The organism is Methanoculleus sp. UBA430, from assembly GCF_002506585.1.
Classification (GTDB): Archaea; Halobacteriota; Methanomicrobia; order Methanomicrobiales; family Methanoculleaceae; genus Methanoculleus.
Genome location: NZ_DAXW01000009.1, coordinates 459,414 through 481,062 on the forward strand (window position 1 = coordinate 459,414; position 21,649 = coordinate 481,062).

General features: G+C 60.8%; 26 protein-coding genes. 19 read left to right on the plus strand and 7 right to left on the minus strand.

All coding sequences use genetic code 11. The annotated features are described in order from the left end of the window. Window positions 1–19: 19 nt before the first annotated feature. Window positions 20–322, minus strand: a complete 303-nt coding sequence (locus tag BRA49_RS08380) for a hypothetical protein (protein WP_292385120.1) — start codon at window positions 320–322, stop codon at window positions 20–22. Between the two features lie 177 nt (window positions 323–499). Here BRA49_RS08380 and tuf point away from each other — a divergent pair, with 177 nt between their 5' ends. The 3 genes from tuf to BRA49_RS08395 are packed head-to-tail and all read left to right on the plus strand — an operon-like array spanning window position 500 to window position 3,811. After that, on the plus strand, window positions 500–1,777 hold the full coding sequence (tuf, locus tag BRA49_RS08385) for a translation elongation factor EF-1 subunit alpha (RefSeq protein ID WP_292385123.1): 1,278 nt from the start codon (window positions 500–502) through the stop codon (window positions 1,775–1,777). A gap of 30 nt (window positions 1,778–1,807) precedes the next feature. Beyond that, window positions 1,808–2,116, plus strand: coding sequence for a 30S ribosomal protein S10 (gene rpsJ, locus BRA49_RS08390; protein WP_011843573.1), 309 nt, complete (start codon window positions 1,808–1,810; stop codon window positions 2,114–2,116). A gap of 12 nt (window positions 2,117–2,128) precedes the next feature. Continuing rightward, window positions 2,129–3,811 carry a flippase activity-associated protein Agl23 gene (locus BRA49_RS08395; RefSeq protein ID WP_292385125.1) on the plus strand — a complete coding sequence of 561 codons (1,683 nt, stop codon included), beginning with the start codon at window positions 2,129–2,131 and terminating at the stop codon, window positions 3,809–3,811. A gap of 468 nt (window positions 3,812–4,279) precedes the next feature. Here BRA49_RS08395 and BRA49_RS08400 read toward each other — a convergent pair whose 3' ends face one another. Both BRA49_RS08400 and BRA49_RS08405 read right to left on the minus strand, forming a co-directional pair. Beyond that, on the minus strand, window positions 4,280–5,383 hold the full coding sequence (locus tag BRA49_RS08400; RefSeq protein WP_292385127.1) for a hypothetical protein: 1,104 nt from the start codon (window positions 5,381–5,383) through the stop codon (window positions 4,280–4,282). A gap of 9 nt (window positions 5,384–5,392) precedes the next feature. After that, window positions 5,393–6,559 carry a tubulin/FtsZ family protein gene (locus BRA49_RS08405; protein ID WP_292385129.1) on the minus strand — a complete coding sequence of 389 codons (1,167 nt, stop codon included), beginning with the start codon at window positions 6,557–6,559 and terminating at the stop codon, window positions 5,393–5,395. Window positions 6,560–6,673: 114 nt separating this feature from the next. Here BRA49_RS08405 and BRA49_RS08410 point away from each other — a divergent pair, with 114 nt between their 5' ends. The 15 genes from BRA49_RS08410 (at window position 6,674) to BRA49_RS08480 (ending at window position 18,003) form a co-directional block, all read left to right on the plus strand. Next, window positions 6,674–7,906: an NAD(P)/FAD-dependent oxidoreductase gene (locus BRA49_RS08410; RefSeq protein ID WP_292385131.1), complete on the plus strand. Its 1,233-nt coding sequence runs from the start codon at window positions 6,674–6,676 to the stop codon at window positions 7,904–7,906. Continuing rightward, window positions 7,899–8,618 carry a dolichyl-phosphate beta-glucosyltransferase gene (locus BRA49_RS08415; protein ID WP_292385133.1) on the plus strand — a complete coding sequence of 240 codons (720 nt, stop codon included), beginning with the start codon at window positions 7,899–7,901 and terminating at the stop codon, window positions 8,616–8,618. Before BRA49_RS08410 ends, BRA49_RS08415 begins: the two co-directional genes overlap by 8 nt. Then, the gene (locus BRA49_RS08420; protein WP_292385135.1) at window positions 8,602–9,582 is read left to right on the plus strand and encodes a lysylphosphatidylglycerol synthase transmembrane domain-containing protein; all 981 of its coding nucleotides are present in this window, start codon (window positions 8,602–8,604) and stop codon (window positions 9,580–9,582) included. Before BRA49_RS08415 ends, BRA49_RS08420 begins: the two co-directional genes overlap by 17 nt. Beyond that, the gene (locus tag BRA49_RS08425; RefSeq protein ID WP_292385136.1) at window positions 9,572–11,572 is read left to right on the plus strand and encodes a DUF2298 domain-containing protein; all 2,001 of its coding nucleotides are present in this window, start codon (window positions 9,572–9,574) and stop codon (window positions 11,570–11,572) included. Before BRA49_RS08420 ends, BRA49_RS08425 begins: the two co-directional genes overlap by 11 nt. A gap of 183 nt (window positions 11,573–11,755) precedes the next feature. Next, window positions 11,756–12,124, plus strand: a complete 369-nt coding sequence (gene rpl7ae / locus BRA49_RS08430; RefSeq protein WP_292385138.1) for a 50S ribosomal protein L7Ae — start codon at window positions 11,756–11,758, stop codon at window positions 12,122–12,124. A gap of 10 nt (window positions 12,125–12,134) precedes the next feature. Then, window positions 12,135–12,344, plus strand: coding sequence for a 30S ribosomal protein S28e (locus tag BRA49_RS08435; RefSeq protein WP_011843564.1), 210 nt, complete (start codon window positions 12,135–12,137; stop codon window positions 12,342–12,344). A gap of 2 nt (window positions 12,345–12,346) precedes the next feature. Continuing rightward, window positions 12,347–12,538, plus strand: a complete 192-nt coding sequence (locus BRA49_RS08440; protein ID WP_292385140.1) for a 50S ribosomal protein L24e — start codon at window positions 12,347–12,349, stop codon at window positions 12,536–12,538. A 6-nt stretch (window positions 12,539–12,544) separates the two neighbouring features. Next, the gene (gene ndk, locus BRA49_RS08445; RefSeq protein ID WP_292385141.1) at window positions 12,545–12,994 is read left to right on the plus strand and encodes a nucleoside-diphosphate kinase; all 450 of its coding nucleotides are present in this window, start codon (window positions 12,545–12,547) and stop codon (window positions 12,992–12,994) included. A gap of 210 nt (window positions 12,995–13,204) precedes the next feature. Next, entirely contained in the window at window positions 13,205–13,858 is a 654-nt protein-coding gene (locus BRA49_RS08450; protein WP_292385143.1) for a MarC family protein, read from the plus strand. After that, a complete protein-coding gene (locus BRA49_RS08455) occupies window positions 13,855–14,061 on the plus strand; it encodes a hypothetical protein (RefSeq protein ID WP_292385145.1) in 207 nt (68 codons plus the stop codon). Before BRA49_RS08450 ends, BRA49_RS08455 begins: the two co-directional genes overlap by 4 nt. Beyond that, window positions 14,058–14,855, plus strand: coding sequence for a nitrilase-related carbon-nitrogen hydrolase (locus BRA49_RS08460; RefSeq protein WP_292385148.1), 798 nt, complete (start codon window positions 14,058–14,060; stop codon window positions 14,853–14,855). Before BRA49_RS08455 ends, BRA49_RS08460 begins: the two co-directional genes overlap by 4 nt. 9 nt (window positions 14,856–14,864) lie before the next feature. Next, a complete protein-coding gene (locus BRA49_RS08465) occupies window positions 14,865–15,608 on the plus strand; it encodes a metal-dependent hydrolase (protein ID WP_292385150.1) in 744 nt (247 codons plus the stop codon). 63 nt (window positions 15,609–15,671) lie between these two features. Then, window positions 15,672–16,877 carry a threonine synthase gene (thrC, locus tag BRA49_RS08470; protein ID WP_292385152.1) on the plus strand — a complete coding sequence of 402 codons (1,206 nt, stop codon included), beginning with the start codon at window positions 15,672–15,674 and terminating at the stop codon, window positions 16,875–16,877. Beyond that, window positions 16,817–17,431 (plus strand): DUF5803 family protein, encoded by a 615-nt coding sequence (locus BRA49_RS08475; protein WP_292385154.1) that lies wholly within the window; start codon window positions 16,817–16,819, stop codon window positions 17,429–17,431. The genes thrC and BRA49_RS08475 overlap by 61 nt, the downstream gene beginning before the upstream one ends. Continuing rightward, window positions 17,428–18,003 (plus strand): LysE family translocator, encoded by a 576-nt coding sequence (locus BRA49_RS08480; RefSeq protein ID WP_292385155.1) that lies wholly within the window; start codon window positions 17,428–17,430, stop codon window positions 18,001–18,003. Before BRA49_RS08475 ends, BRA49_RS08480 begins: the two co-directional genes overlap by 4 nt. Here the strand turns inward: BRA49_RS08480 and BRA49_RS08485 are convergent. The 4 genes from BRA49_RS08485 to BRA49_RS08500 are packed head-to-tail and all read right to left on the minus strand — an operon-like array spanning window position 17,978 to window position 20,846. Further along, entirely contained in the window at window positions 17,978–18,886 is a 909-nt protein-coding gene (locus BRA49_RS08485) for a thiamine pyrophosphate-dependent enzyme (protein WP_292385158.1), read from the minus strand. The genes BRA49_RS08480 and BRA49_RS08485 overlap by 26 nt on opposite strands. Then, window positions 18,887–20,041, minus strand: a complete 1,155-nt coding sequence (locus BRA49_RS08490; protein WP_292385160.1) for a transketolase C-terminal domain-containing protein — start codon at window positions 20,039–20,041, stop codon at window positions 18,887–18,889. Next, window positions 20,041–20,301: a 4Fe-4S dicluster domain-containing protein gene (locus BRA49_RS08495; protein WP_292385161.1), complete on the minus strand. Its 261-nt coding sequence runs from the start codon at window positions 20,299–20,301 to the stop codon at window positions 20,041–20,043. Before BRA49_RS08495 ends, BRA49_RS08490 begins: the two co-directional genes overlap by 1 nt. Continuing rightward, window positions 20,301–20,846: a pyruvate ferredoxin oxidoreductase subunit gamma gene (locus BRA49_RS08500; protein ID WP_292385163.1), complete on the minus strand. Its 546-nt coding sequence runs from the start codon at window positions 20,844–20,846 to the stop codon at window positions 20,301–20,303. Before BRA49_RS08500 ends, BRA49_RS08495 begins: the two co-directional genes overlap by 1 nt. Window positions 20,847–21,073: 227 nt before the next feature. On the opposite strand from BRA49_RS08500, the gene BRA49_RS08505 reads away from it, so the two are divergent. Then, window positions 21,074–21,640 (plus strand): hypothetical protein, encoded by a 567-nt coding sequence (locus BRA49_RS08505; RefSeq protein WP_292385164.1) that lies wholly within the window; start codon window positions 21,074–21,076, stop codon window positions 21,638–21,640. Window positions 21,641–21,649 lie beyond the last annotated feature (9 nt).

A 21,649-nucleotide genomic window follows, 5' to 3' on the forward strand; every position in this document is an offset into this window, starting at 1 on the left:
CCCATGAAAAATAGGCACCTTAGCGCCTGTACATCGAAGAGAACCCTTCGCCCTTATCATCCTCGCACTCGATCGCGGTACCGTCCCGGACGAGGGTGTTGAATATGAGGGCGGCATTCATCAGGTTCTCGTCCGGGGTTCCGCCCTGCCGCACACCGGAGAGAGCCTGGCGTTGCGGCGTCGGGATCGTCCGTCTGCCCACCCGGACACCCGCGCAGTGCCGGCAGTAACTGCAGTGAGAGTAGATCGACACCTCACGATCTGCGCATGCAACCGTCACCCGGTCCTTTGCATCGTCGCGGTGAAATTCAAGTGTCTTCATATACGAAGAACGTAGATTTCCGGAGAATAAGATTCTGTCGATTACCCGGGGTTTTTGCGCAATGCACGCTATTGACGCGCATAGAAATACTTTATATGGAGAACGTCATACGTATAAGTTACTCGCATAAGCAGGCTGTTCGAGCTGACAGACCTATTTGAGTGGAGGATACAATCTATGGCAGTTGAAAAGCCCCACATGAATTTAGCAGTAATCGGACACATCGACCACGGGAAGTCTACGACCGTCGGTCGGTTGCTCTTTGAGACCGGAGCGGTAGCGCCCCACATCATCGAGTCGTTCAGGAAGGAGGCCGAATCCAAGGGTAAGGGCTCGTTCGAGTTCGCCTGGGTCATGGACAGCCTCAAGGAAGAGCGTGAACGTGGTATCACCATCGATATCGCCCACAAGCGGTTCGACACCGACAAGTTCTACTTCACCGTCGTGGACTGCCCCGGACACCGTGACTTCGTCAAGAACATGATCACGGGCGCATCCCAGGCAGACGCCGCACTGCTGGTCGTCGCCGCACCCGACGGCGTGATGGAGCAGACCAAGGAGCACGTCTTCCTGTCCCGTACGCTCGGCATCAACCAGCTGATCATCGGCATCAACAAGATGGATGCCGTCAAGTACGACGAGAAGCGCTACAACGAGGTCAAGGAACAACTCTCCCAGCTGCTCAAGATGGTCGGCTACAAGCCCGACGCCATCAGTTTCATCCCGATGAGCGCGTTCGTCGGCGACAACATCGCCAAGCCCAGCGCGAACACCCCCTGGTACAAGGGCCAGACGGTACTTGCCGCACTCAACGCGCTCACCGAGCCCGAGAAGCCCACGACCCTGCCCATGCGTCTCCCCATCCAGGACGTCTACTCCATCTCCGGAATCGGGACCGTGCCCGTCGGCCGTGTCGAGACCGGTATCATGAAGAAGGGAATGAAAGTCAGCTTCATGCCCGCGAACAAAGAGGGTGAGGTCAAGTCCATCGAGATGCACCACGAGGAGATCCCGCAGGCGCTTCCTGGCGACAACGTCGGGTTCAACGTCCGTGGTATCGGCAAGGGCGACATCCGCCGCGGCGACGTCTGCGGTCCCGCCGACGTGCCGCCGACCGTTGCAGACGAGTTCATCGCGCAGGTCGTCGTGCTTCACCACCCGAGCGCCTTGACCGTCGGCTACACCCCGGTCTTCCACTGCCACACCGCCCAGATCGCGTGCACCTTCATGGAACTCCAGAAGAAACTCGACCCCCGCACCGGTCAGGTCAAGGAGGAGAACCCCACGTTCCTCAAGACCGGCGATGCCGCGATCGTCAAGATCAAGCCAACCCAGGCCATGGTCATCGAGAAGGTCAAGGAGATCCCGCAGCTCGGACGGTTCGCTGTCCGTGATATGGGATCCACCATTGCGGCAGGCGTGTGCATCAACATCACGCCCAAGCAGATGAGATAAGAAGGTACCCATAATTTTTTGGTGGTAGATATGCAGAAGGCCAGAATACGTCTTTCAGGAACTGACTTTGAAAAAATCGAGATGGTCTGTGATAGGATCAAAGAGATAGCAGAGCGTACCGGCGTCAATCTGGCAGGTCCGATCCCGCTGCCCACGAAGAAACTCGTGGTGCCCACCAGGAAGAGCCCTGACGGCGAAGGTACCGCAACCTGGGATCGCTGGCAGATGCGGGTGCACAAGAGACTCATCGACATCGATGCCGATGAACGTGCACTGCGCCAGTTGATGCGTATTCAGGTTCCAAAAGACATCGGCATTGAGATTGTGCTGGAGAGTTGAGGTGAGAGCGGCGTGAAGGCCGCCGTGTTCGCGGCAGAGTTCCGTGAACGACTACTCTCATTCGAGGGGCTTTTTCTCCTCATACTTCTGGCCACAATTATTCTTCGTTTTTACTCCCTGGACCTAAAACTCTTTCACCACGACGAGGCTATTCACGCGTGGTTCTCCTATAAGATTCTGACCGAGGGAACCTACCTCTACGACCCCATGTATCACGGGCCGTTGCGCTATTATGTCACGGCCGGGATGTTTGCACTCCTCGGCGACTCCGACCTCGTAGGAAGGCTCGTCCCGGCGCTGCTCGGGACCTTGCTCGTCCCGCTGCTCTATCCGATCTACAAGCTCGGGTACCTCGACAAGAAGCAGACCCTGGTAGCGGCGCTCTTCCTTGCCGTATCGCCGAACATGGTCTACTTCTCGCGGTTCCTCCGGGACGATCCCTTCATCATCTTCTTCACGATGGTGCTCCTGGTCGCCCTCCTTTACTACTTCGAGCGGCACCAGATGCGGTATGCGCTCCTTGCCGGGACGGTGATCGGTCTCGGGATATCCACGATGGAGAACATGCCGATCGTCATCCTGATCTTCGGGGTGTACCTCCTCTACCTGGTCTGGACGAGAAAGGTGCAGCTCCCGAGACACTGGATACGGGATCTCGCGCTCGGCGCTCTCATTGTCTTCGGGATCATGGCGACCTTCTACTCGTCGCTCGGCGCCCACCCGGAGATGATCATGACCTGGTGGCTCCGGGCCATCGAGCACTGGACCGCCATGCACCAGATGCAGCGCCTCGGAGGGCCGCCGTATTTCTACATTCTGCTCTTCATCCTCTACGAATTGCCGATCCTGATCCTCGCCATCGTCGGGGTTCTGCAATTCATTGACATCCCCGGCGCCGTCTCCCGCTGGAAAGAGAAGAGGGGAGATCACAGAGAGAGCCTCGAAGCGATAGAAGGGGCTGAAAAAGGAGACGAAGAGCCCCCGGCAGTTGAAGCCCATCCTGCCCGGCAGGCGCCGGGATGGAAGGACCGGCTTCGCGAGATCCTCTCGGGCAAGGGAGAGATCCGGCAGATCGATCGGCAGCGAGAGTTTGCGCGGTTTGCCATCTTCTGGATGCTCCTCACGATGGCAGCCTACGCCTATATCGGCGAGAAGGTGCCGTGGCTGATCCTCCACCAGCTCCTGCCCATGATCTTCGTCGCGGTCTATGCGATGACGACGAAGAAGGCAGTCATCGCCGCCGCGGCAAGCGTCTTCCTGGTCGTCATGATGTTCCATGTAGCGTTCACCCCCGCAGACATCAACGAACCCATCGTACAGGTGCAGAACTCCGAAGACCTGCGGGAGGTCTTTGCAAAGATCGATGCCTCGGACAGGGTAGCGGTCGCAACTGACAACTACTGGCCACTGCCCTGGTACTACCGGGGTGAGAACGCTTCGAAGCTCGCTTACTACAGCCAGAAGGTGAGCGAGGCGACGATATACGGAGGGGACTTCGATCTCGTGATCACCCATGACGGCGACACCTACCCGACCCTCGACGGCTACGTGAAGGAGACCTACCGGCTGAACTACTGGTTCTCGTACGACGAGAACAAAGACAGGCTGCTCGAGTACTACTTCCTGCGAGACGGGAAGGTAGGGAGCAGGAACATCGAGGTCTTCTCGAGGGTCCCTACGGCGACAACTGCATGAGACTCCGCCCGGGCGCTGGCCCGAAAATTTACTGTTTTTTACCAAAACGTGTACCGGCGGTCCGGAGCGGGTAGCGGTCCGATACCGACGCCGGGGCTCGGTTCCCCACCCTGTTGATACTCCACGTTCACCTTCGCCCATGCTTCACACCCGCCTGCGTCGAATCCCGGACGTGCGCGTGCCCTCCGGCCCCGTCACAGTTCGTGTGAGAAGACGGCGCTATTCCATACTGTCGCTACCCACGAAGACAGGGTGCTGTCCCTCTCAGAAGGAGGCGTTTCAATTTGCAGATATCCCGACCTGCTGAACCGCACGGAAACCCCTGGAGTCATAGATATAGCCAGGACGAAGAAGAAACCGGCGTAGAGGGACCCGGGAGATTGACCGCCCTCGGAATCCCGGAGAGGTCAGATACAGGGAGCAGGATCCGGGCAAAAAAATCCGGGTGCGAAAAGAGAGTTGACCGGGTTATCCGAGTTCGTCCCAGCCAGACTTTTTACGGTAGAGAACAACACCCACGACGATCAGGACGATGACAATCCCGGCACCGATGTAGACCAGGAGGTTTCCACCGAGGTTAAACCCTTCACCGATCTTCTCCCGAAGATTGTTTGCATCGGTCAGCGCTTCATTCGCCTTATTCTGGCTGTCAGCCGCCTTCGAGCGCGCCAGCGGGTAGTTTGCGGCGTTCAGGTTGTCCTGCGCCTGGGAGTAGAACTGGACGGCGCTCTCGCGCTTGGTCATGATGGCGACCACCTGCGGGTCGGCGCCCATGGAACGGTTCTCGACGAAGTAGGTGATCATCCCATCGAGGGACTCGATCGTCGCGGCGGTAGTGGCGACTTCCTTCTCGGCCCATGCCTTATCGAGGAGCGACTTCGCCTCGTCCATATTCTTCGTGGCTGTGGTGATGTAACTTGATGCCTGCGACGGACTTGCAGACGCAGCGCTGGTGAGCGCCTGGCTCGCAACGTTGTACTTGGCCTGTGCGGCAGAGACGTCCACACCCTTTGAGGCTTTGTCATCGATGTCGGCCTTCAGGGCCTTGAGGTTATTCTGCTGAGCAGAGAGCGAACCCTCAACCTGCGCCTTGCTCACTACATCGCGGGTTACCGAGTGCGTGTCCCTCACGGTGTCACCCTGCATGTGCTGGATCTTGATGACCTCGATCTTTCCGGCCGCCCCCGAGGGCACGCTGCCGCGCAACTGGACGTCCAGTTGAGTATCGTCTTCACCGTAGTTGACCTCATACTCCGTCAGGACCGGATAGTACCCGGCCCTCTTGGTGGTATAGATGGCAACGCCGTCACGGTAGATCTTGAAGTCCCAGGAAGGATTCGATAGGCCGGTGCTGAACTCGAACGTCTCATCGGTACCCCCGGTACCAGTACCGGTTGTGGCCATCTCATAGGTGAACACGTAACGCGCGGTCACCTGCTGGCCGGGCTCAAGAGCGCCGCTCGCCGGGTTGATAGTCTCTGTCTTGATATCGAAACCTGCCGCCGCCGATGCCACCTGCACGACACAGACCAGTGCCAGCAGGAACATGATCCATCTGATGTTTGCTTTCATTGCGTCTCCTCACTCAAACAGTGGCTCTATGCCGTCATCAAACATGGTTGAACGCTTTTCCTTTGATTTCAGGACATCTTCCTTCGTCGCCTTTGCGATCTCGAGGAGGTCGGTTATCCGGGGAGCGTTCCCTATCGTCGCAAGGACCACCACCGCGGCGATATAATCGCTCTGCACCGGGTAATCCCCACCACGCACCTCGACCCCGGCGATGTTCTCCTCCACCCAGCTCTTCGACTTTTCTACGCCCTTCCTGTCCATCTCATCCGGGGGGCCCGCAAGGAGAACAAGCCCCCGCTCCGCCGTCGAGTAGTCGCACGGCAGGGTGAGGCGCCCGAGCATGGCACGCCTGACGAGGGCGATGATCTTTGCCGACTTGTCCTCCCCGGTCAGCACCTCCTCGGTCTTCTCCTTCTTCCGCATCAGGCCGGAGAGGAACCCCTGCGACTGCTTCGTGCGAGGGCTGACCTTCTCGCTGATGGCGTATCCAACGGTGCTGATGCCGCCGCCGCGCAGGGTGTTGATGACCTCGCTCGAGTCCACGACCATCTCACCGACGCCCGCCTTGCCGACCTCGCCTGCGCGGAAGAGCACGCCGAACCTCCGGACAATCTCGTCGTTCAACCGGTTGTAGGCATCTTTGACGCTCTCGCCCTCATTCTTCCAGGCGCTGTTGTCAAAAATGAAAGTGTTGTCCGCCTCATTCACCAGGGTGCTCAGGGAACGGGCTGCATTATACGAATAGAGACGGCCTTCCTCAGGGGCTGGCAGGATGCCAATCGCGTAGACCGGTTCCCGGTAGATGCGCTTCAAGTGCCGGGCCAGGACCGGCGAGCCACCGGAGCCGGTCCCGCCGCCAAGACCGGCGATGATGACAAATGCATCGACATCGTGCGTCCCCCTCGAGTCGATGGCGTTGATGATCGCGTCAATCTCATCGGCAGTCACTCGTGCACCGGTTACGTTATCGGTCCCGACACCGTGGCCTTTGACCACCGTCTGCCCGATCAGGAGCCGGTCCTTTAATTCAATATTTTTAAGCCCCATCAGGTCGGTGCGTGCCGTGTTTACCGCGATGCCCCTGAAATTCTGGGTCTGCATCCGTTTATCCTGTTCAATGAACATATCAACGATTTTGCCCCCAGCCTGTCCGAATCCTATGAAGAAGACCCTCATTCAGCTTCACACCCTCATATTGCCTAATCAATAATATCGACGTTTATGTATAAAGACGTTGTATACTTTATAACCCAAAAGTGTTCTTATAATTTTCACACGTTGTGGTAAGTAATGAAGATCTGCGTTGTGGGGGGAGGTCTATCCGGTCTGGTCTCGGCTCTCGAACTTGCCGGAACACACCAGGTGGATCTCTTTGAGCAAAGGCCCATCCCGGGGGGCTGTCTCGGTTCGTACCGAATCGGCGATTACTGGATTGAGGAGTACTATCACCATTGCTTTGCCGGTGATACCAGCCTGCTCGGCCTCTTCGATAAATTGCAGATGACCGATCGGCTGGAGTGGCTTCACGGATCTACCGGCTACTACGTTGACGGGGTCATCCACCCGCTCACCACCCTGACCGAGATCCTGCGTTATCCCCATCTCACGCTCCTCGAGAAGGCCCGTCTCGGCCTGCTGACCCTGCGCTCCCGGCGGCTTGACGTGGCAGCGCTCGACGAGATCACCGCAAAGGATTTCATCCTCGACAACCTCGGCCCCGGCATCTATACCTCGTTCTTCGAGCCGCTCTTGAAAAGCAAATTCGGGGAGCGCCGTGACGAAGTCTCTGCAGCCTGGCTCATATCCCGTATCGCGATCCGGTCGGACCGGGGTGCCGGGGGCGAGCGCCTGGGCTATCTGAAAGGAGGGTTCCAGCACTTCATAGCACGGCTCGAGGAAGAGGCGACGGGACAGGGCGCCTCGATCATGCTCGACTCCCCTGTTAAGGAGATCCGGCGGGAGGGTGATGGTTGGCTTGTCAAAGGTGAGGCCTACGACGCAGTCGTATCGACACTCCCGCCGCAGGTGACCGCGGACCTCGCCGGCCTTGATATCGCCCCGGTGCCCTACCAGGGCGCCGCCTGTATGACCCTCGCGCTCGACCGCGACGTGACCAACGGCATATACTGGCTGAACATGAAGGATGCGGCCCCGTACGGTGCGGTGGTCTCGCACACCAACTTCGCCCCGCTCTCGTGGTACGGCGAACATATCGTCTACCTTGCATCCTACTTCGCCGGCCGGCTCCCGGAAGGCTTTGAGCAGTCGATGCTCACGGACTTTTGCCGGCGGTTTTCCGTCAGCGAGAAGGAGGTGCACTGGCACCGGCTTGCAGTCGACCCATACGCAGGGCCGGTGTACACGACAGGGCTCCGGAGCCGCCTGCCCGCCTACGAGGAACACGGCCTCTTCCTCGCCGGGATGTTCAGCCCCCCAAACTATCCCGAGCGGAGTATGAACGGTTCGGTCGTCGCCGGACAGGAAGTGGCAAGAAGGGTTCTCGCGAGGTACCCGGATGCGTGAGATCGAGGTGAGCGCCGTCCTGCCGGTCTACAACGACCTCTCCGCGCTCAAGACCGCCATACCGCAGTCGCTTGAGGCGCTGGAGGCGATCGCGCCAGGGCAGTTCGAGCTGATCGTCGCCGAGGACGGGAGCACCGACGGAAGCACCGAATTCGTCAGGGAGTATGAGGCTAAGGACCCCCGGGTTCGCCTGCTGCATTCGGACGAGCGGCTCGGGCGGGGTCGGGCGCTCAACCGTGCGTTTACCAGAGCAGAGGGATCGATCGTCTGCTACTACGACGTCGACCTCGCCACCGACATGCGGCACCTCGCAGAGCTGATTGGCACCGTGCGGGAAGGCTACGATATCGCAACCGGCTCCCGCCTCCTCCCTGAGAGCGATATCAACCGGAGCGGCGGGAGAGAGATCGCGAGCCGCGGCTATAACATGCTCGTCCGGACGATCCTCGGGAGTTCGCTCCACGACCACCAGTGCGGGTTCAAAGCGTTCCGGCGCGACCACCTCCTTGACCTGCTCCCGTCAGTGACCGCGGGCCACTGGTTCTGGGACACCGAGGTGCTGGTGCGGGCACAGAAGAACGGGTACCGGGTACAGGAGTTCCCCGTTCAGTGGCGGCAGGGAGAGGGAACGACAGTGCGTAGAAAAGATGTTGTCGAGATGGGATCGGCGATCGTGCGTCTCTGGTGGCGGCTTCATGTGGAAGAAGGTTAGCGCTGTCGTCCTCCCCACCCTGCTCGCGGTCGGGATCGTTATGTACATGCTCTACCGCGTGTGGGACGACCTCCTGCTGACGCTCGAACACGCCGTGATACCCTTCCTCTTTGCCGCCATCGGGATCTGCGTTATTGCCTGGGTCCTCCGGGGGTTCCGGTACCAGTTCATCCTGCAGGGGCTTGACATCAGGAAGAGCCTCGGCTTTGCGACCGCCTGCATCTTCATCTCCCAGACGGCCAACCTCATCGTTCCCGCACGTCTCGGCGACCTTGTGCGAATGCTCATCTTGAAGCACGAGGGCGACGCCACCTACTCACAGGGGTTCTCGTCACTCATCGTCGAGCGCGTCTTTGATGTCCTCATGATCGCGGTGCTCGGGGCCGTCGCGCTCCCGTTCGTCCTCGCCGTTCTCGACGTTCCCGACTGGTTCGTCACGGCCATCATCGTCCCCCTCGTCGCGGGAGGCATCTTCTTCGCCGTCCTCCTCTGGTCAGGCAGGATGAAGTCCGAGAACCGGATCGTCGTTACCATCCAGAGGATGCTCGACGAGGTGAAGCGGGCCTCCCTCAATCCCCGGGCCCTTGTTACGCTCAGCGGCTCATCGCTCCTCATATGGCTCGTCGACGTGCTGGTCTGCTTCGCAGTCGTCCTGATGTTCCAGGAGCCGGTCCCATTCGGCATCGTCATCCTCGCGATCGTCATCGGCAACCTCGTCAAGGCGGTACCGGTCACCCCGGGAGGGGTGGGGACCTACGAACTCGCGCTCGCGCTGACCTTCGGGCTCGCGGGAACACCGGCAGCCACGGCGACGCTGATCGCGGTCGTCGACCACCTGATCAAGAACCTGGTCACGCTCATCGGGGGCGTTGGGTCGATCTACTACTTCGGCGACTGGTCTATTGACCTCTTGAAGAAGGCATTTTCCAGGGAGATCGAGAAGGAGGAGACGTTTGGCGGGTGAACTCGCCGTCCAGGTCCTGTTCTGGCTTGCGGTCGTCAAACTGCTCCAGCTCGGCACCTGGCCGGCGCTCGACCGCACCCTCGGCAACCTCGCGGCCGCCGCCGCATACCCGGCATCGGTCCTCCTCTTCACCCTCGGGTCCTGGTACTGCGGCCTGTTGGGCCTTCCGGTCTGGCTCGCTCTCCTGCCGTTCCTCGCCGCTATCGCCCTCGCCGGGGCGCGGGGGTTCTATGGGAGGGAGCGCCTGCGACCGGCACTCACCTGGGACCTCGCCTTCCTGATCCCCTTCCTCTTCATGCTCGAGGTGCGCTGGATCAACCCGACCATCTCTTACGCCGAGAAGTTCATGGACCACGCAATCCTCGCGTCGATCATGCGGCAACCGATCGTCCCGCCGCTCGACCCCTGGTACGCGGGGGGGACGCTGGACGTCTACTACTACCTCGGCTACTGGATGAGCGGGGTGCTCGGGCTCACGGCCGGGGTGCCCTCGACGGTCACGTTCAACCTCGTCCTCCCGACCGTGCTCGGCCTTGCCGTTGTCTCGCTCTACGCCCTCGGGCATCTCCTCCTTGATCGTCACCGGTGGCTCCCGGTGCTTGCCCTCTTCATCCCGAACCCATCGGCAATCTACCACATCATTATCGGAGATTCCTGGTTTGACGTCCTCTGGGGGAGCACCAGGACAATCACAAACACCATCAACGAGTATCCCATCTTCTCGATGCTCTGGGGCGACGTGCACCCGCACGTGATGAGTTTCTTCAACCAGGGGTTCCTGCTCTTCCTCCTGGTCTTCGCTTACCTGCGGTGGGGGACCCTCTCAATGCGGGGGCGGGTACTCCTCTGCGGGCTTGCCGCCCTCTCTCTCGGATCCATGCCCGGGTTTAACTCCTGGGACGTGCTGGTCTACGCCCCGGTCACCCTGGTCTTCGGCCTCCTGGTCTGGCGGCGCTACGGGAGCCTCACGTGGGACAGGGCAAAGTCCTGGATGGTGCTTGCGGTGGTGCCGCCGCTTGCAATCCTGACGTACCTCCCGTTCTACCTGCAGCTCAACAGTCCCGGCATCGAGGGGATCGAGATCGTCCCGACGCCCTCCGCCCCGGTGGAGTTTCTGCTGGTCCACGGACTCTTCCTTGCGGTGCTGCTCGCCTATTGCGCTCCCGAGATCAGGAAGCGCCCCTACCTCCTCCTTGCCGCGGTGCCGCTCCTGCTCGCCGGCTATCCGGCCGCAGCCATCGCCGCCGTCCCGTTAGTCTACCTCGTCGTTCGCCGCCGGTTCTCGGCTACCGATACGCTCGCCATCCTCGGGCTCGCGATCATCCTCGTGACAGAGATCATCTACCTCGTGGACAACATGGGAGAGACCTACTTCCGAATGAACACGCTCTTCAAGTTCTACCTCCCCGCCTGGTTCCTGATGGGGACGGCAAGCCTCTCCATCATCGGAAAGTGGCTTCAGGGCGCCGGAATAGAAGACCGCATACCTGCCGGGATAAGGAAAGGGTTGCCGATCCTGGTCGTGGCGCTCCTCCTCATCGCACCCTCCGCTATCAACATCGACTTCGGCTACGGGAGCCGGACCCTCGACGGGGCGGCGTACCTCGAAGGCTCGCACCCGGGGGATGCGGCAGCGATCGCATTCCTCCGGGACCTTCCCGGGGACCACATCATCATCGAGGCGGAGGGCGGCGATTACACCTACTACTCCCGGGTTTCGTCGTTCTCCGGCATCCCGGCGGTCATCGGGATGCCATTCCACGAGTACATGTGGCGGGGCGACGAGGGGAGAATAGGCCAGCGAAGTGCCGACGTGCGGGCCATATACGAACAGCCGTCGCGGACCACCGACCTTGCGCGGGCCTACAACGCCACGCTCCTTTACGTAGGTGCAAGCGAGCGCGATCGTTACACCATCTCAATCCCGACGGAAACGCTCGAACTCATCTATGATAGAGAAGGGGTCCAGATATACAGGATTCCAGCGTAGTGCCACTGGAGACTGCGCTCATGCGGGCAGGCACGAGAATACCAGAATAGTACCCCTCTTTGCAGGGTCGAATGACAAACCTTTATCCCTCCTCCTATTGACATAATAGAGCGCATTCGATCAGCTACGCTACTGATGAATGATGACGGAACAGTCGACATCTGTTCCCGAAAGAGGCGAGTAATGGCAAAGGCATATGTAAAATTCGAGATTCCGGAAGAGATCCAGAATAAGGCCCTTGAAGCCCTTGAGATTGCAAGAGACACCGGCAAGGTGAAGAAAGGGTCCAACGAGGCGACAAAAGCAGTCGAACGGAACATCGCCCAGCTGGTTCTTATCGGTTCGGACGTTGAGCCTGAAGAGATTGTAATGCATCTGCCGCCGCTCTGTGAAGAGAAACAGATTCCTTTCGTCTACATCACGAAGCAGAACGATATCGGCTCCGCCAGTGGTCTTGAAGTCGGCTCGGCAGCCGCCGCTATCGTTAAGTCCGGTAAGGCAAAGGATCTCGTCGACGAGATCGCGAAGCAGATTGCTGCACTGAGAGCGTGAGGGACAAATTATGGCAAACGACGGAACGCCCGCAGAAGTTATCGAGATCATCGGCATGACCGGTATGCATGGCGAAGCCCAGCAGGTGAAGTGCCGGGTCCTCGACGGTCCGAACAAGGGGCGGATCATCACCCGCAACACCGTGGGTCCTATCAGGGAGGGAGACATTCTCTCGCTGCTCGAGACCGAACGTGAGGCCAAGAAACTCTCGAGGCGGTAACCATGGTCGATAAATATGTCTGCAGTTTCTGTGGAGAGACCCTGGAACCCGGCACCGGCAAGATGTTCGTCAAGAGGGACGGGACCATCTACTACTTCTGCAGCACCAAGTGCCAGAACAACTACAGGCTCGGCCGGATACCGCGCCGCGTGGAGTGGACCGCGGCCGGACGCAAAGCCCGCGGCAAAGAGTGATCCGGCATGGATCGCTCCTTTGTGATGGTCAAGCCCGACGGCGTCCAGCGCGGACTCGTCGGGGAGATCGTCTCCCGGTTCGAGGCCAAGGGACTCAAGCTCGCAGGAGCGAAACTTGAGCTCCTCCCCGAGGGACGGGTCATTGAGCAGTACCGGGAACACCTGGAGAAGCCTTTCTTCCCGGGCCTGAAAGCCTACATCATGAGCGGACCCTGCTTCCTGATGGCCTGGGAGGGCAAGGGTGCAGTCGCGGTCGTCCGCAGCATGATCGGCGCCACAAACCCCGCCGAGGCTGCACCGGGTTCCATCCGCGGCGACTTCGCTCTCGACATCGGCCGGAACGTGATCCACGCATCCGACTCTCCCGAGAGCGCCGCCCGTGAGCTCGGCATCCACTTCGCACCCGGCGAACTGGTCGATTACCCGAAGATCGACGAGTCCGTCCTCTACGAGTGAGTGCCGGCGGAAAAACAACTTTTTTATCGGTTCCGCGTGAGAGCAGGGCACCGCAAGCCGCCACGGGAGTACCCTCAGTGCTCACTCTGCACCGTCGGGACCTGCAGCGAAAAAAACCCTCACCAACGTGGGTTTCCAGAGAAACGGATCGATCGTCCTGTCCGCAAACCACAAGTGCTAATATCGGACCTGTCGCATACCTGATCGCGAATGGCGGATCTCCTGAGTTTTGTGCTGCTGAGTTTCTCTTCGGTCATCATCGTAGTGAACCCGCTCGCAGCCACCCTGATCTTCGTCTCCCTCACCGGCACGATGGACCAGGCAGCGAAGCTCAAGGTCGCGCGTGACGCGAGCCGGTTCGCCCTGATTATCCTGTTGATATTCACCGTCGCAGGCGGCTGGATCCTGCAGCTCTTCGGCATCTCCATCGAAGCGTTCCGTATCGCAGGCGGCCTCCTCCTCTTCGGGATCGGTATGGACATGGTCTATGCAAAGACCTCACGGACGAAGATGACCGCCACCGAGAAGTACGAAGGACAGGACACGGACGATATCGCCGTCATGCCACTTGCGGTTCCGATGATCACGGGACCCGGCGCAATCGCTTCCGTGATCGTACTGATGAACGAGGCGATGGTGATGAGCATCGCCGCAATCGCCATCGTGCCGCTCGCCGCAGTCACAGCTGTCGGGATCACTTACTACATGATGCAGAACTCCGAGATCATCGTCCGGCGCATCGGCCAGCGGGAGTTCCGTGCCGTCAACCGGCTGATGGGTATGCTCCTGATTGCGATTGCGGTCCAGTTCATCCTCATCGGGATCAGATCTGCGTTCCCCATACTCACCGGAGGTCCCACATGACACCGGATCGTGCGCTCACCGGGGTGGTCCTGGTCGGCAGTTGCCTCATTGCAGGCGGGATCCTCATCGGAGCAGAGATATTCGCGGTCGATCTCCCGTTCGCCCCGTACGTCATGGTGACACTCGCCACGCTCGTCGTTCTCGGCGCTGCCGCGCTCGTCCTCTCCTGCCTGGAACGGGACGAGAGTCCATCCCGACAATGACGAAGATAGCGCTCGCCCAGGTTGCCGGCGGCCGGGGCGGTCCGGCCGCGGTGCTTGATGCGGCCGGTCGGATCGTCGAGGAAGCCGCAACGGCTGGAGCGTCGCTCGTCTGTTTTCCCGAGCAGTTTGTGACCGGGTGGTCCCCGAAGATGCCTCCCGGGTCCGGAGAACCCCTGGACGGCCCGCTCAGCGCCGCATTCGGGCAGATGGCGCAAGAGAACGGCATCGCGGTTGCAGGATCGATCGTCGAAGCGGCGGGCGGGCGTCGCCCCAGAAACACCGTCGTCGTGCTCGATGCAGGCGGCGAACCCCTCGCCGATTACGCAAAGACTCACCTCTTCTCTCCTGACGGGGAAGACTGCAACTACACTGCAGGCGACCGCATCGCCACCTTCGCCGCCGGCGGGACGACGTTCGGGCTTGCCGTCTGCTACGACCTCCGGTTCCCGGAACTCTTCCGGATCTACGCGCTCGCCGGGGTCGAGTGTATGCTGGTACCGGCCGCGTGGCCCTGCTGCCGGCTCTCCCACTGGGAGACCCTGCTCCCTGCACGGGCTCTCGAGAACCGGTATTACGTGGCCGGGATTAACACGGCCGGTGGGCCGGGCGAAGCCTACTGCGGGGGGTCGCTCGCTGCCGATCCGGACGGTGCCGTCATCGCCCGGTGCGGGGCCGGCGAAGAACTCCTCATCGTGGAACTCGATCCTGCGGCGGTTCATGAGGCACAATCTGCGCTTCCTTCACTTTCGGACCGCAGAAGCGACCTTTATCACAGACTACTCTCTAAATTGTAGAGATATTCCATGCGGGGTGACCAGCACGTATCTCTCAGTCTCGCGACAGCGGGGCTCTTCATCGCTCCCTGGGTCACCGTCCTCGACCCGGTCCTGAGCGCCGTCCTCCTCTTCGGCGTCTTCGTCGGATCGCTTGCACCGGACGCTGATGCCGCCGATGCGGCGATATTCAACGGCCGAATCGGTGGGATGAAAGGGAAGAGGGGGCAGGCCTTAAACGGCGTTGCAGTGGTACTTCCGATCTTCGGCTATACCATCAGGTATCTCATCTACTACCCGCTCTCCCTCATCTTCTCGCTGCTCCTCCGGAAGAGTTACCAGCACCGGCACCGGGGGCTGCTTCACTCGTTTTCGGGCGTCGGGTTGACCTCTCTGATCCTCTCCGGCTACCTGGCCCTCATCCTCACCTGGCTTGGGTGGCCTCTCGCGCTCCTCCCCGCGTTTGGGGGCGCATTCTTTGCAGGGTGCGTCCTTCACCTCATGGAGGACACCTGCACCCCGGCCGGCGTCGCCTGGCTCTACCCCTTCTCCCGGCGGCGGATGGCGGGCCGCGTCCGGACACAGGGAGATTTTGAGGTGCGACCGGTGGCTTTCACCATCGTGCTCGTGTCAGCGGCGGCCGGTCTGCTCATCACACCGTTCGTGACCCCCGTACCACTGGAGGCTCTCAGGCTTCTTGCGCTCGTCGGAACTCCACTCCTCTGGCTGCTCTTCATGCTCATCTGCCGCGCAAAACCGCAATGTCGCCGATGAAGCGCTCCTGTCCCGGTCCCGGATACCATATCTATACGTATCCAGACGATCAACGATTTTTCCATGTACCGTCTCGTCTGCGTTCACTGCGGTGCGACCTACACACCGGACCAGATCATCTATACATGCAACCGCTGCGGACACCTGCTGGCCGTCGAATACGACCTGGACGGCATCGACGTCTCCCGGGAAGAATGGAACCGGCGCCCCCTCTCGGTCTGGCGCTACCGCGAGATCCTCCCGGTCCGGGGCGAACCGGTCTCTCTCCAGGAAGGAGGCACTCCGCTCTACCACCTAAAGAAGATAGGTGAAGAACTCGGTCTCCCCGAACTCTACGCCAAACACGAAGGGATGAACCCAACGGGCTCGTTCAAGGACCGCGGCATGACCGTGGGTGTCAGCATGGCCCGCGAACTCGGGATGACGAGCGTCGCCTGCGCAAGCACCGGAAACACCTCAGCAAGCCTCGCTGCCTACGCGGCGAAGGCCGGCATCCCCTGCGTCGTCCTCCTGCCTGCGGGAAAAGTGGCCCTCGGCAAGGTCGCCCAGGCGCTGATGCACGGTGCGCGGGTCATCTCCATCCGCGGCAACTTTGATCGAGCGCTCGAGATGGTACACGAGCTCTGCATCAGCCAGGGCCTTTATCTCTTAAACTCGGTCAACCCCTATCGCCTGGAGGGTCAGAAGACCATCGGGTTTGAGGCTATCGACCAGCTCGGCGGCGAGGTGCCCGACAGGATGGTCCTCCCGGTCGGGAACGCGGGCAACATCTCCGCGGTCTACAAGGGGCTTCGGGAACTCGAGGCGCTCGGGTTCATCGACCGGCTGCCGATGATGACCGGCATCCAGGCAGCGGGTTCACAGCCGCTGGTGAAGGCGATCAGCGAAGACCTCGATGAACTTATCCCTGAACCCTCGCCCGAGACCATTGCGACCGCAATCCGGATCGGCGCCCCGGTGAACGCGGAGAAGGCACTCGTCGCCGTCCGTGCCACCGGCGGGACGGCAGCGGCCGTGACCGACCAGGAGATCCTTGCCATGCAGCGAGATCTCGCGAGGAAAGAAGGCATCGGGGTCGAACCCGCCTCAGCAGCCTCGGTTGCGGGAATCCGGAAACTTGCCGAACTCGGCATGATCGATAAGGATGAGCGGATCGTCTGTGTGGTGACCGGTCATCTCTTAAAAGATCCTGAAACGGTGGTACGACAATGCGAGCCCCCCCTCGAGATCGACGCGGACCTGCACTCGTTGCTCTCTGCCTTGCGCTGATACTGACCTGCATCCCGGCGGCGGCCGAAGAGGCCACCTTCCGGGTGCTCCCCGGCGGCACCGCCTACGAGGCCTCGGTCCAGGTGACCGGCACCGAACACACGTTCTGGACCCCGGGTATGATGGGGGAACGGGTCCCGTTGCAGGTCGAGGAACTCAAGGTGCTCGGCCCCTCGGGCCCGGTCGAGTATCAGGAGGCGGGCCGGGGCGTCATCACCTTCCCGGATGGCAACTACACGGTCACCTACCAGGCCCCGGTGAGGGATAACCACTTTGTCGCGGCATTCAATACGCCGTACGCCGTAACCATCACCCTCCCCGAGGGGTTCGACGTCAGAAACCCGCTCATCGGCATGATCAGCCCCGGAGGGGTCGTCTCCACCGGGCCGAACGAGACAACGGAGATCGCCTGGGACCAGATTGCGGTCGCTGAGGTCCGTTTCTACACGCCCGACCGCGAGATCCTGCTCACTGCCTTCGGCACCATATGGCTCGTGGTCGCGCTCGTCCTGATCCTTCCTTTCCTTCTCTCGCGAAGGAGGAAGGATGGATGATCGAGATAGTCATCGCATCGTTCCTGATCGGGTTCTCCGGGGCTGCTTCACCAGGCCCCATGACCGCCTCGGTCCTCGGCCTCGGGTCGCGGCGGCCGGGGCCGTTCGTTGCAGGGCTGGTCGCGGGACACGGTATCCCCGAAGCGGTCATGGTCGTGGCTATAGCCTTCGGTGTCCGCGACGTTCCCTACATTGACCTCGTTGCCCTCCTCGGCTCGGGCGTCCTCATCGCGCTCGGTATCGGGCAGTTCCTCCGGGCGGGAGAAGCCGTCGTCGTGAAAGACGAAACCCCGGTACCGGTCGCCTTCGGGGTGGCCTGCACGCTCGGCAACCCCTACTGGTGGGTCTGGTGGCTCACGTTCGGCGTCGGTTTTCTCGCGCTCCACCCGTCGTTTGCCGCGTTCTACATCGGGCACATCGGTGCGGATATCGTCTGGCTCGGGCTCCTCGCTCTTGCAGTCTCACGGGGAGCGAACGTTCTCGGGCCCCATTACAAAAAAGTGGTCCAGGCGAGCGGACTCGCCATGGTGCTCTTCGGGTTGTACTTTATTCTGACGATCCTTTCCGCTTGATGTCGATGCCGAACCGCTCGGCATTTGCATCGGCGATCGCCTGGATATTCGCGATCACGCCGTCCTGCCGGGTGGGCTTGAAGAGGTGCCGGAAGCGCTTCTGTTTTGCGAGGTACTCCTCGACGGGTTTGCGCATCACCTTCTTCGCCTTCACCACCTCCCCATCGACCATCTCGTAGTTCACCCAGAGACCGGTCTCGATGGCAAGTTTAGCCATCGAGAGCGTCTCTCCGGACTCAAAACCCCATCCCGTGCAGCAGGGGGTATGTACCTGGATGTAGCAGGGCCCGGGGGTGTTAATCGCGCGCTCGACCTTCTGGACGAAGTCGTTTGGGTAGGCAATCGAGGCGGTCGCGACGTATGGCGCGCCGTGAGCGGCGAGGATCCTGGGCATATCCTTCTTCTGGTGCTGATTGCCGAGCGAGCACTTCCCTGCAGGACTCGTCGTGGTGCTCGCGCCGTAGGGTGTCGCACCCGACCGCTGGATGCCCGTGTTCATGTAGGCCTCGTTGTCGTAGCAGATGTAGGTGATGTCGTGACCCCGTTCGAAAGCGCCGCTGATGCAGAGCACCCCGATATCGAGCGTGGACCCGTCGCCGCCGATGCAGACGACCTTCTCACTGCGCCCCTGCTTCTTTAGCGAGGCCTCGATGCCTGATGCAACCGCTGCATTGTTCTCGAAGAGCGAGTGGATCCAGGGGACCCCCCACGCGGTCTCCGGATAGGGTGTGGAGAAGACCTCCATGCATCCGGTCGCGGCGGCGATGATGACATTCTTTCCTGTCGCTTTGAGAAGGAGCCGGGCCGCAAGCGCCGGACCGCACCCTCCGCACGCCCGGTGCCCGGCCGAGAGAAGCTCGCATCCCTGCTCTACTTCAGCCATTCAGAGCACCTCCGTGCGTAATCCATAAAACATGTCTCCTTTCCCCTTCTCGGCGAGGTCGACGACCGCAGCGATATCTCGCTTCCTCACATCGCGCCCGCCGAGGGCGATGATGTAGTCGTATACAGCCTGATTGGAACCGCTGAGTGCCGCTTTCACCTCGGTGCCGACCGCCCCCCCGCTGCCGAGCGATATGTTCTTGTCGAGTACCGCCACCGTCGAGACACCTTTGAGCGCATCCGCGATCTCCGGGGCAGGGAACGGCCGGAACATCCGGATGTTCAAGAGCCCCACTTTCTTGCCTGCGTCGCGCATCTCATCGACGGCGTCCTTTGCAGTACCGCAGATGGAGCCCATGGCAACAAGTGCGGTATCGGCGTCATCGAGGCGATACCCCTCCACGAGAGCAGAGTAATCCCTGCCGAACTGCTCGCCGAACTCGCGCCCCGCTTTCACGAACGCCTCTTTGGCACGATACTGTGCCTGATCGATCTCATACCGGAACTCGGTGTAGTACTCGGGCGTCGCATACATCCCAAAGCTCAGCGGCGCTTCAGCGTCCAGCCGCTGGTATGGGTTAAAGGCCGGCAGATAGGCATCCACCTCCTCCTGTGTGGGGAGGGCAACCGGCTCGTAGGTGTGCGAGAGGATGAACCCGTCGAAGCAGACGAACGCCGGGAGGAGGATGTCATGGTCTTCGCAGACTTTATACGCGATCATGTGGAGATCGGCAGCCTCCTGGTTGTCTTCCGCGTAAAATTGCAGCCATCCCGAGTCACGCAGGGATATCGAGTCCTGCTGGTCGTTCCAGATCGAGAGCGGCGCGCCGAGCGAGCGGTTCGCGATCGTCATCACGATCGGCTGGCGCATCCCCGCCGCGTTGAAACAGACCTCGAACATCAGGGCGAGGCCCTGGGACGTCGTTGCCGAGTAGACCCGGGAACCTGCCGCGCTCGCGCCGAGGCAGGCAGAGAGGGCCGAGAACTCGCTCTCGACGGTTATGTATTCAGCATCGAGTTCGCAGTTCGCCACCATCTGGGCAAGGTCCTCGACGATGTGCGTCTGCGGCGTGATCGGATAGGCTGCAATCACCTGTGGTCGGCACCGTTTCACAATCTCGGCCACCGCATGCGACCCTTCCATAAATTCCAGCATTATTTCTCCTCCTTCTCCATCCGGATCGATTTCTTCGGGCAGACTTCCTCGCAGATTCCGCAGCCCTTGCAGTAATCGAGGTCCGGCTCGAACGTGCCCTCCTCAGTCTCGCGGACGCACCCTTCCGGACATACCATGGCGCACATGCCGCACTTAGAGCATTTCTCAGGCTCAAAAACCGGTTTGAAAACCCTCCAGGCACCCGTCTTGTTCTCGAGCGCCCTGCCCGGCGGCGAGGCGCAGCCGACCCGTAGCGCCATCAGAGAGCACCCCCGACCAGGTTATATGCGCGCTCTGCTGCCCTGACGTTCTTATCAGCCATGCTCCCGGAGAACCGGCTGCGCAGTGCATGTTCGAGCGCTTCAAGCTTGATCTCGCCGGTGGCTGCAGCGAACGCGCCCATCAGGGTTGTATTGGTGATGGGCACGCCCAGTTCTTCGAGCGCGATGGTGGTCGCATCGACGGCGTAGACCTTCACGCCCTCCGGGACCCGGGCATCGAAGTCGGGCTTCTCGGTGTTGACGATGGCGATACCGCCTGCAGTCATGCCCTTGAAGACATCCACATCCCCGATCAGGGTCGGATCCTGCACGATGATGTAGTCAGGCTCGTAGACCTGGCTGCGCAGCCGGATCTTCTCATCACTGAAGCGGACGAACGCCTGAACCGGGGCACCACGCCGCTCCACGCCGAATGCCGGGAATGCCTGGGAATACACACCGCCCTCAAACGCCGCAAACGCAATGAGTTCGGCGGCGGTCACGGAACCCTGACCACCCCTGCCATGAATGCGTAACTCTCTCAAACAAAAACCCCCTTTAAATCTTAATGATTAATAATATAAATACCCCGGCACTCCGTCCGCAACCGCCCTGCGGATGCAACGCACCCAAAAAAAACGCAGAATCTCCCGCTCAATCCCGGGAGCGATCCTGCGCGTCAAAGCCTGCCGTAGTCTCGGCACCGATTAGAATCAATTCTATTAAATATAAGCCATTCACAAAACACAAATGTTAATAATTGGTGATTTCCGTGATAGAGAATCCTGTGATGGTATCCCGGGGCCTGGCGCCGATCTGCTGCATCCTCATCCTTGCCGCATTCTGTGTCGTGCCCGTCTGGGCAAACGATGCCGCCGTTTCCCGTGAGGTTGACCGCTCTTCGGTCCCGGTCGGCGACGAGGTTCTGGTGACGTTGTCGGTCGACAGCCTGAGCGTCGGCGGTGTCGTGGAGACGATACCGGAGGGTTTTGCGTTCCTTGAGACATCCTATCCGATGGAAAAATACGGCGTATCCGGACAGACACTGACGTTTGCGGTGATCGATGAGCGCGAGATCACCTACCGGGTCCAGGCAAAGACCGCCGGCTCCTGGACGTTTGCCGGGAGGTGGATCGATGCCGTCGACAAGACCGAAGACGCGATCTCTCCGACTGTGGTGAGCGTCGGATCCGGGGTAGCAGCAACCGGCGCAGCGCCCGCGGACGCCGGGCAGGCACCCGGCCCGACCAGTGCGGGAGGCGCGCCCTGGGTGGTCATCCCGGCCCTTACAGCCGCGGCCGTTGCTGCCGGCACGTACGCCGCACACAAGAAGCGGTGACCTGCCGGC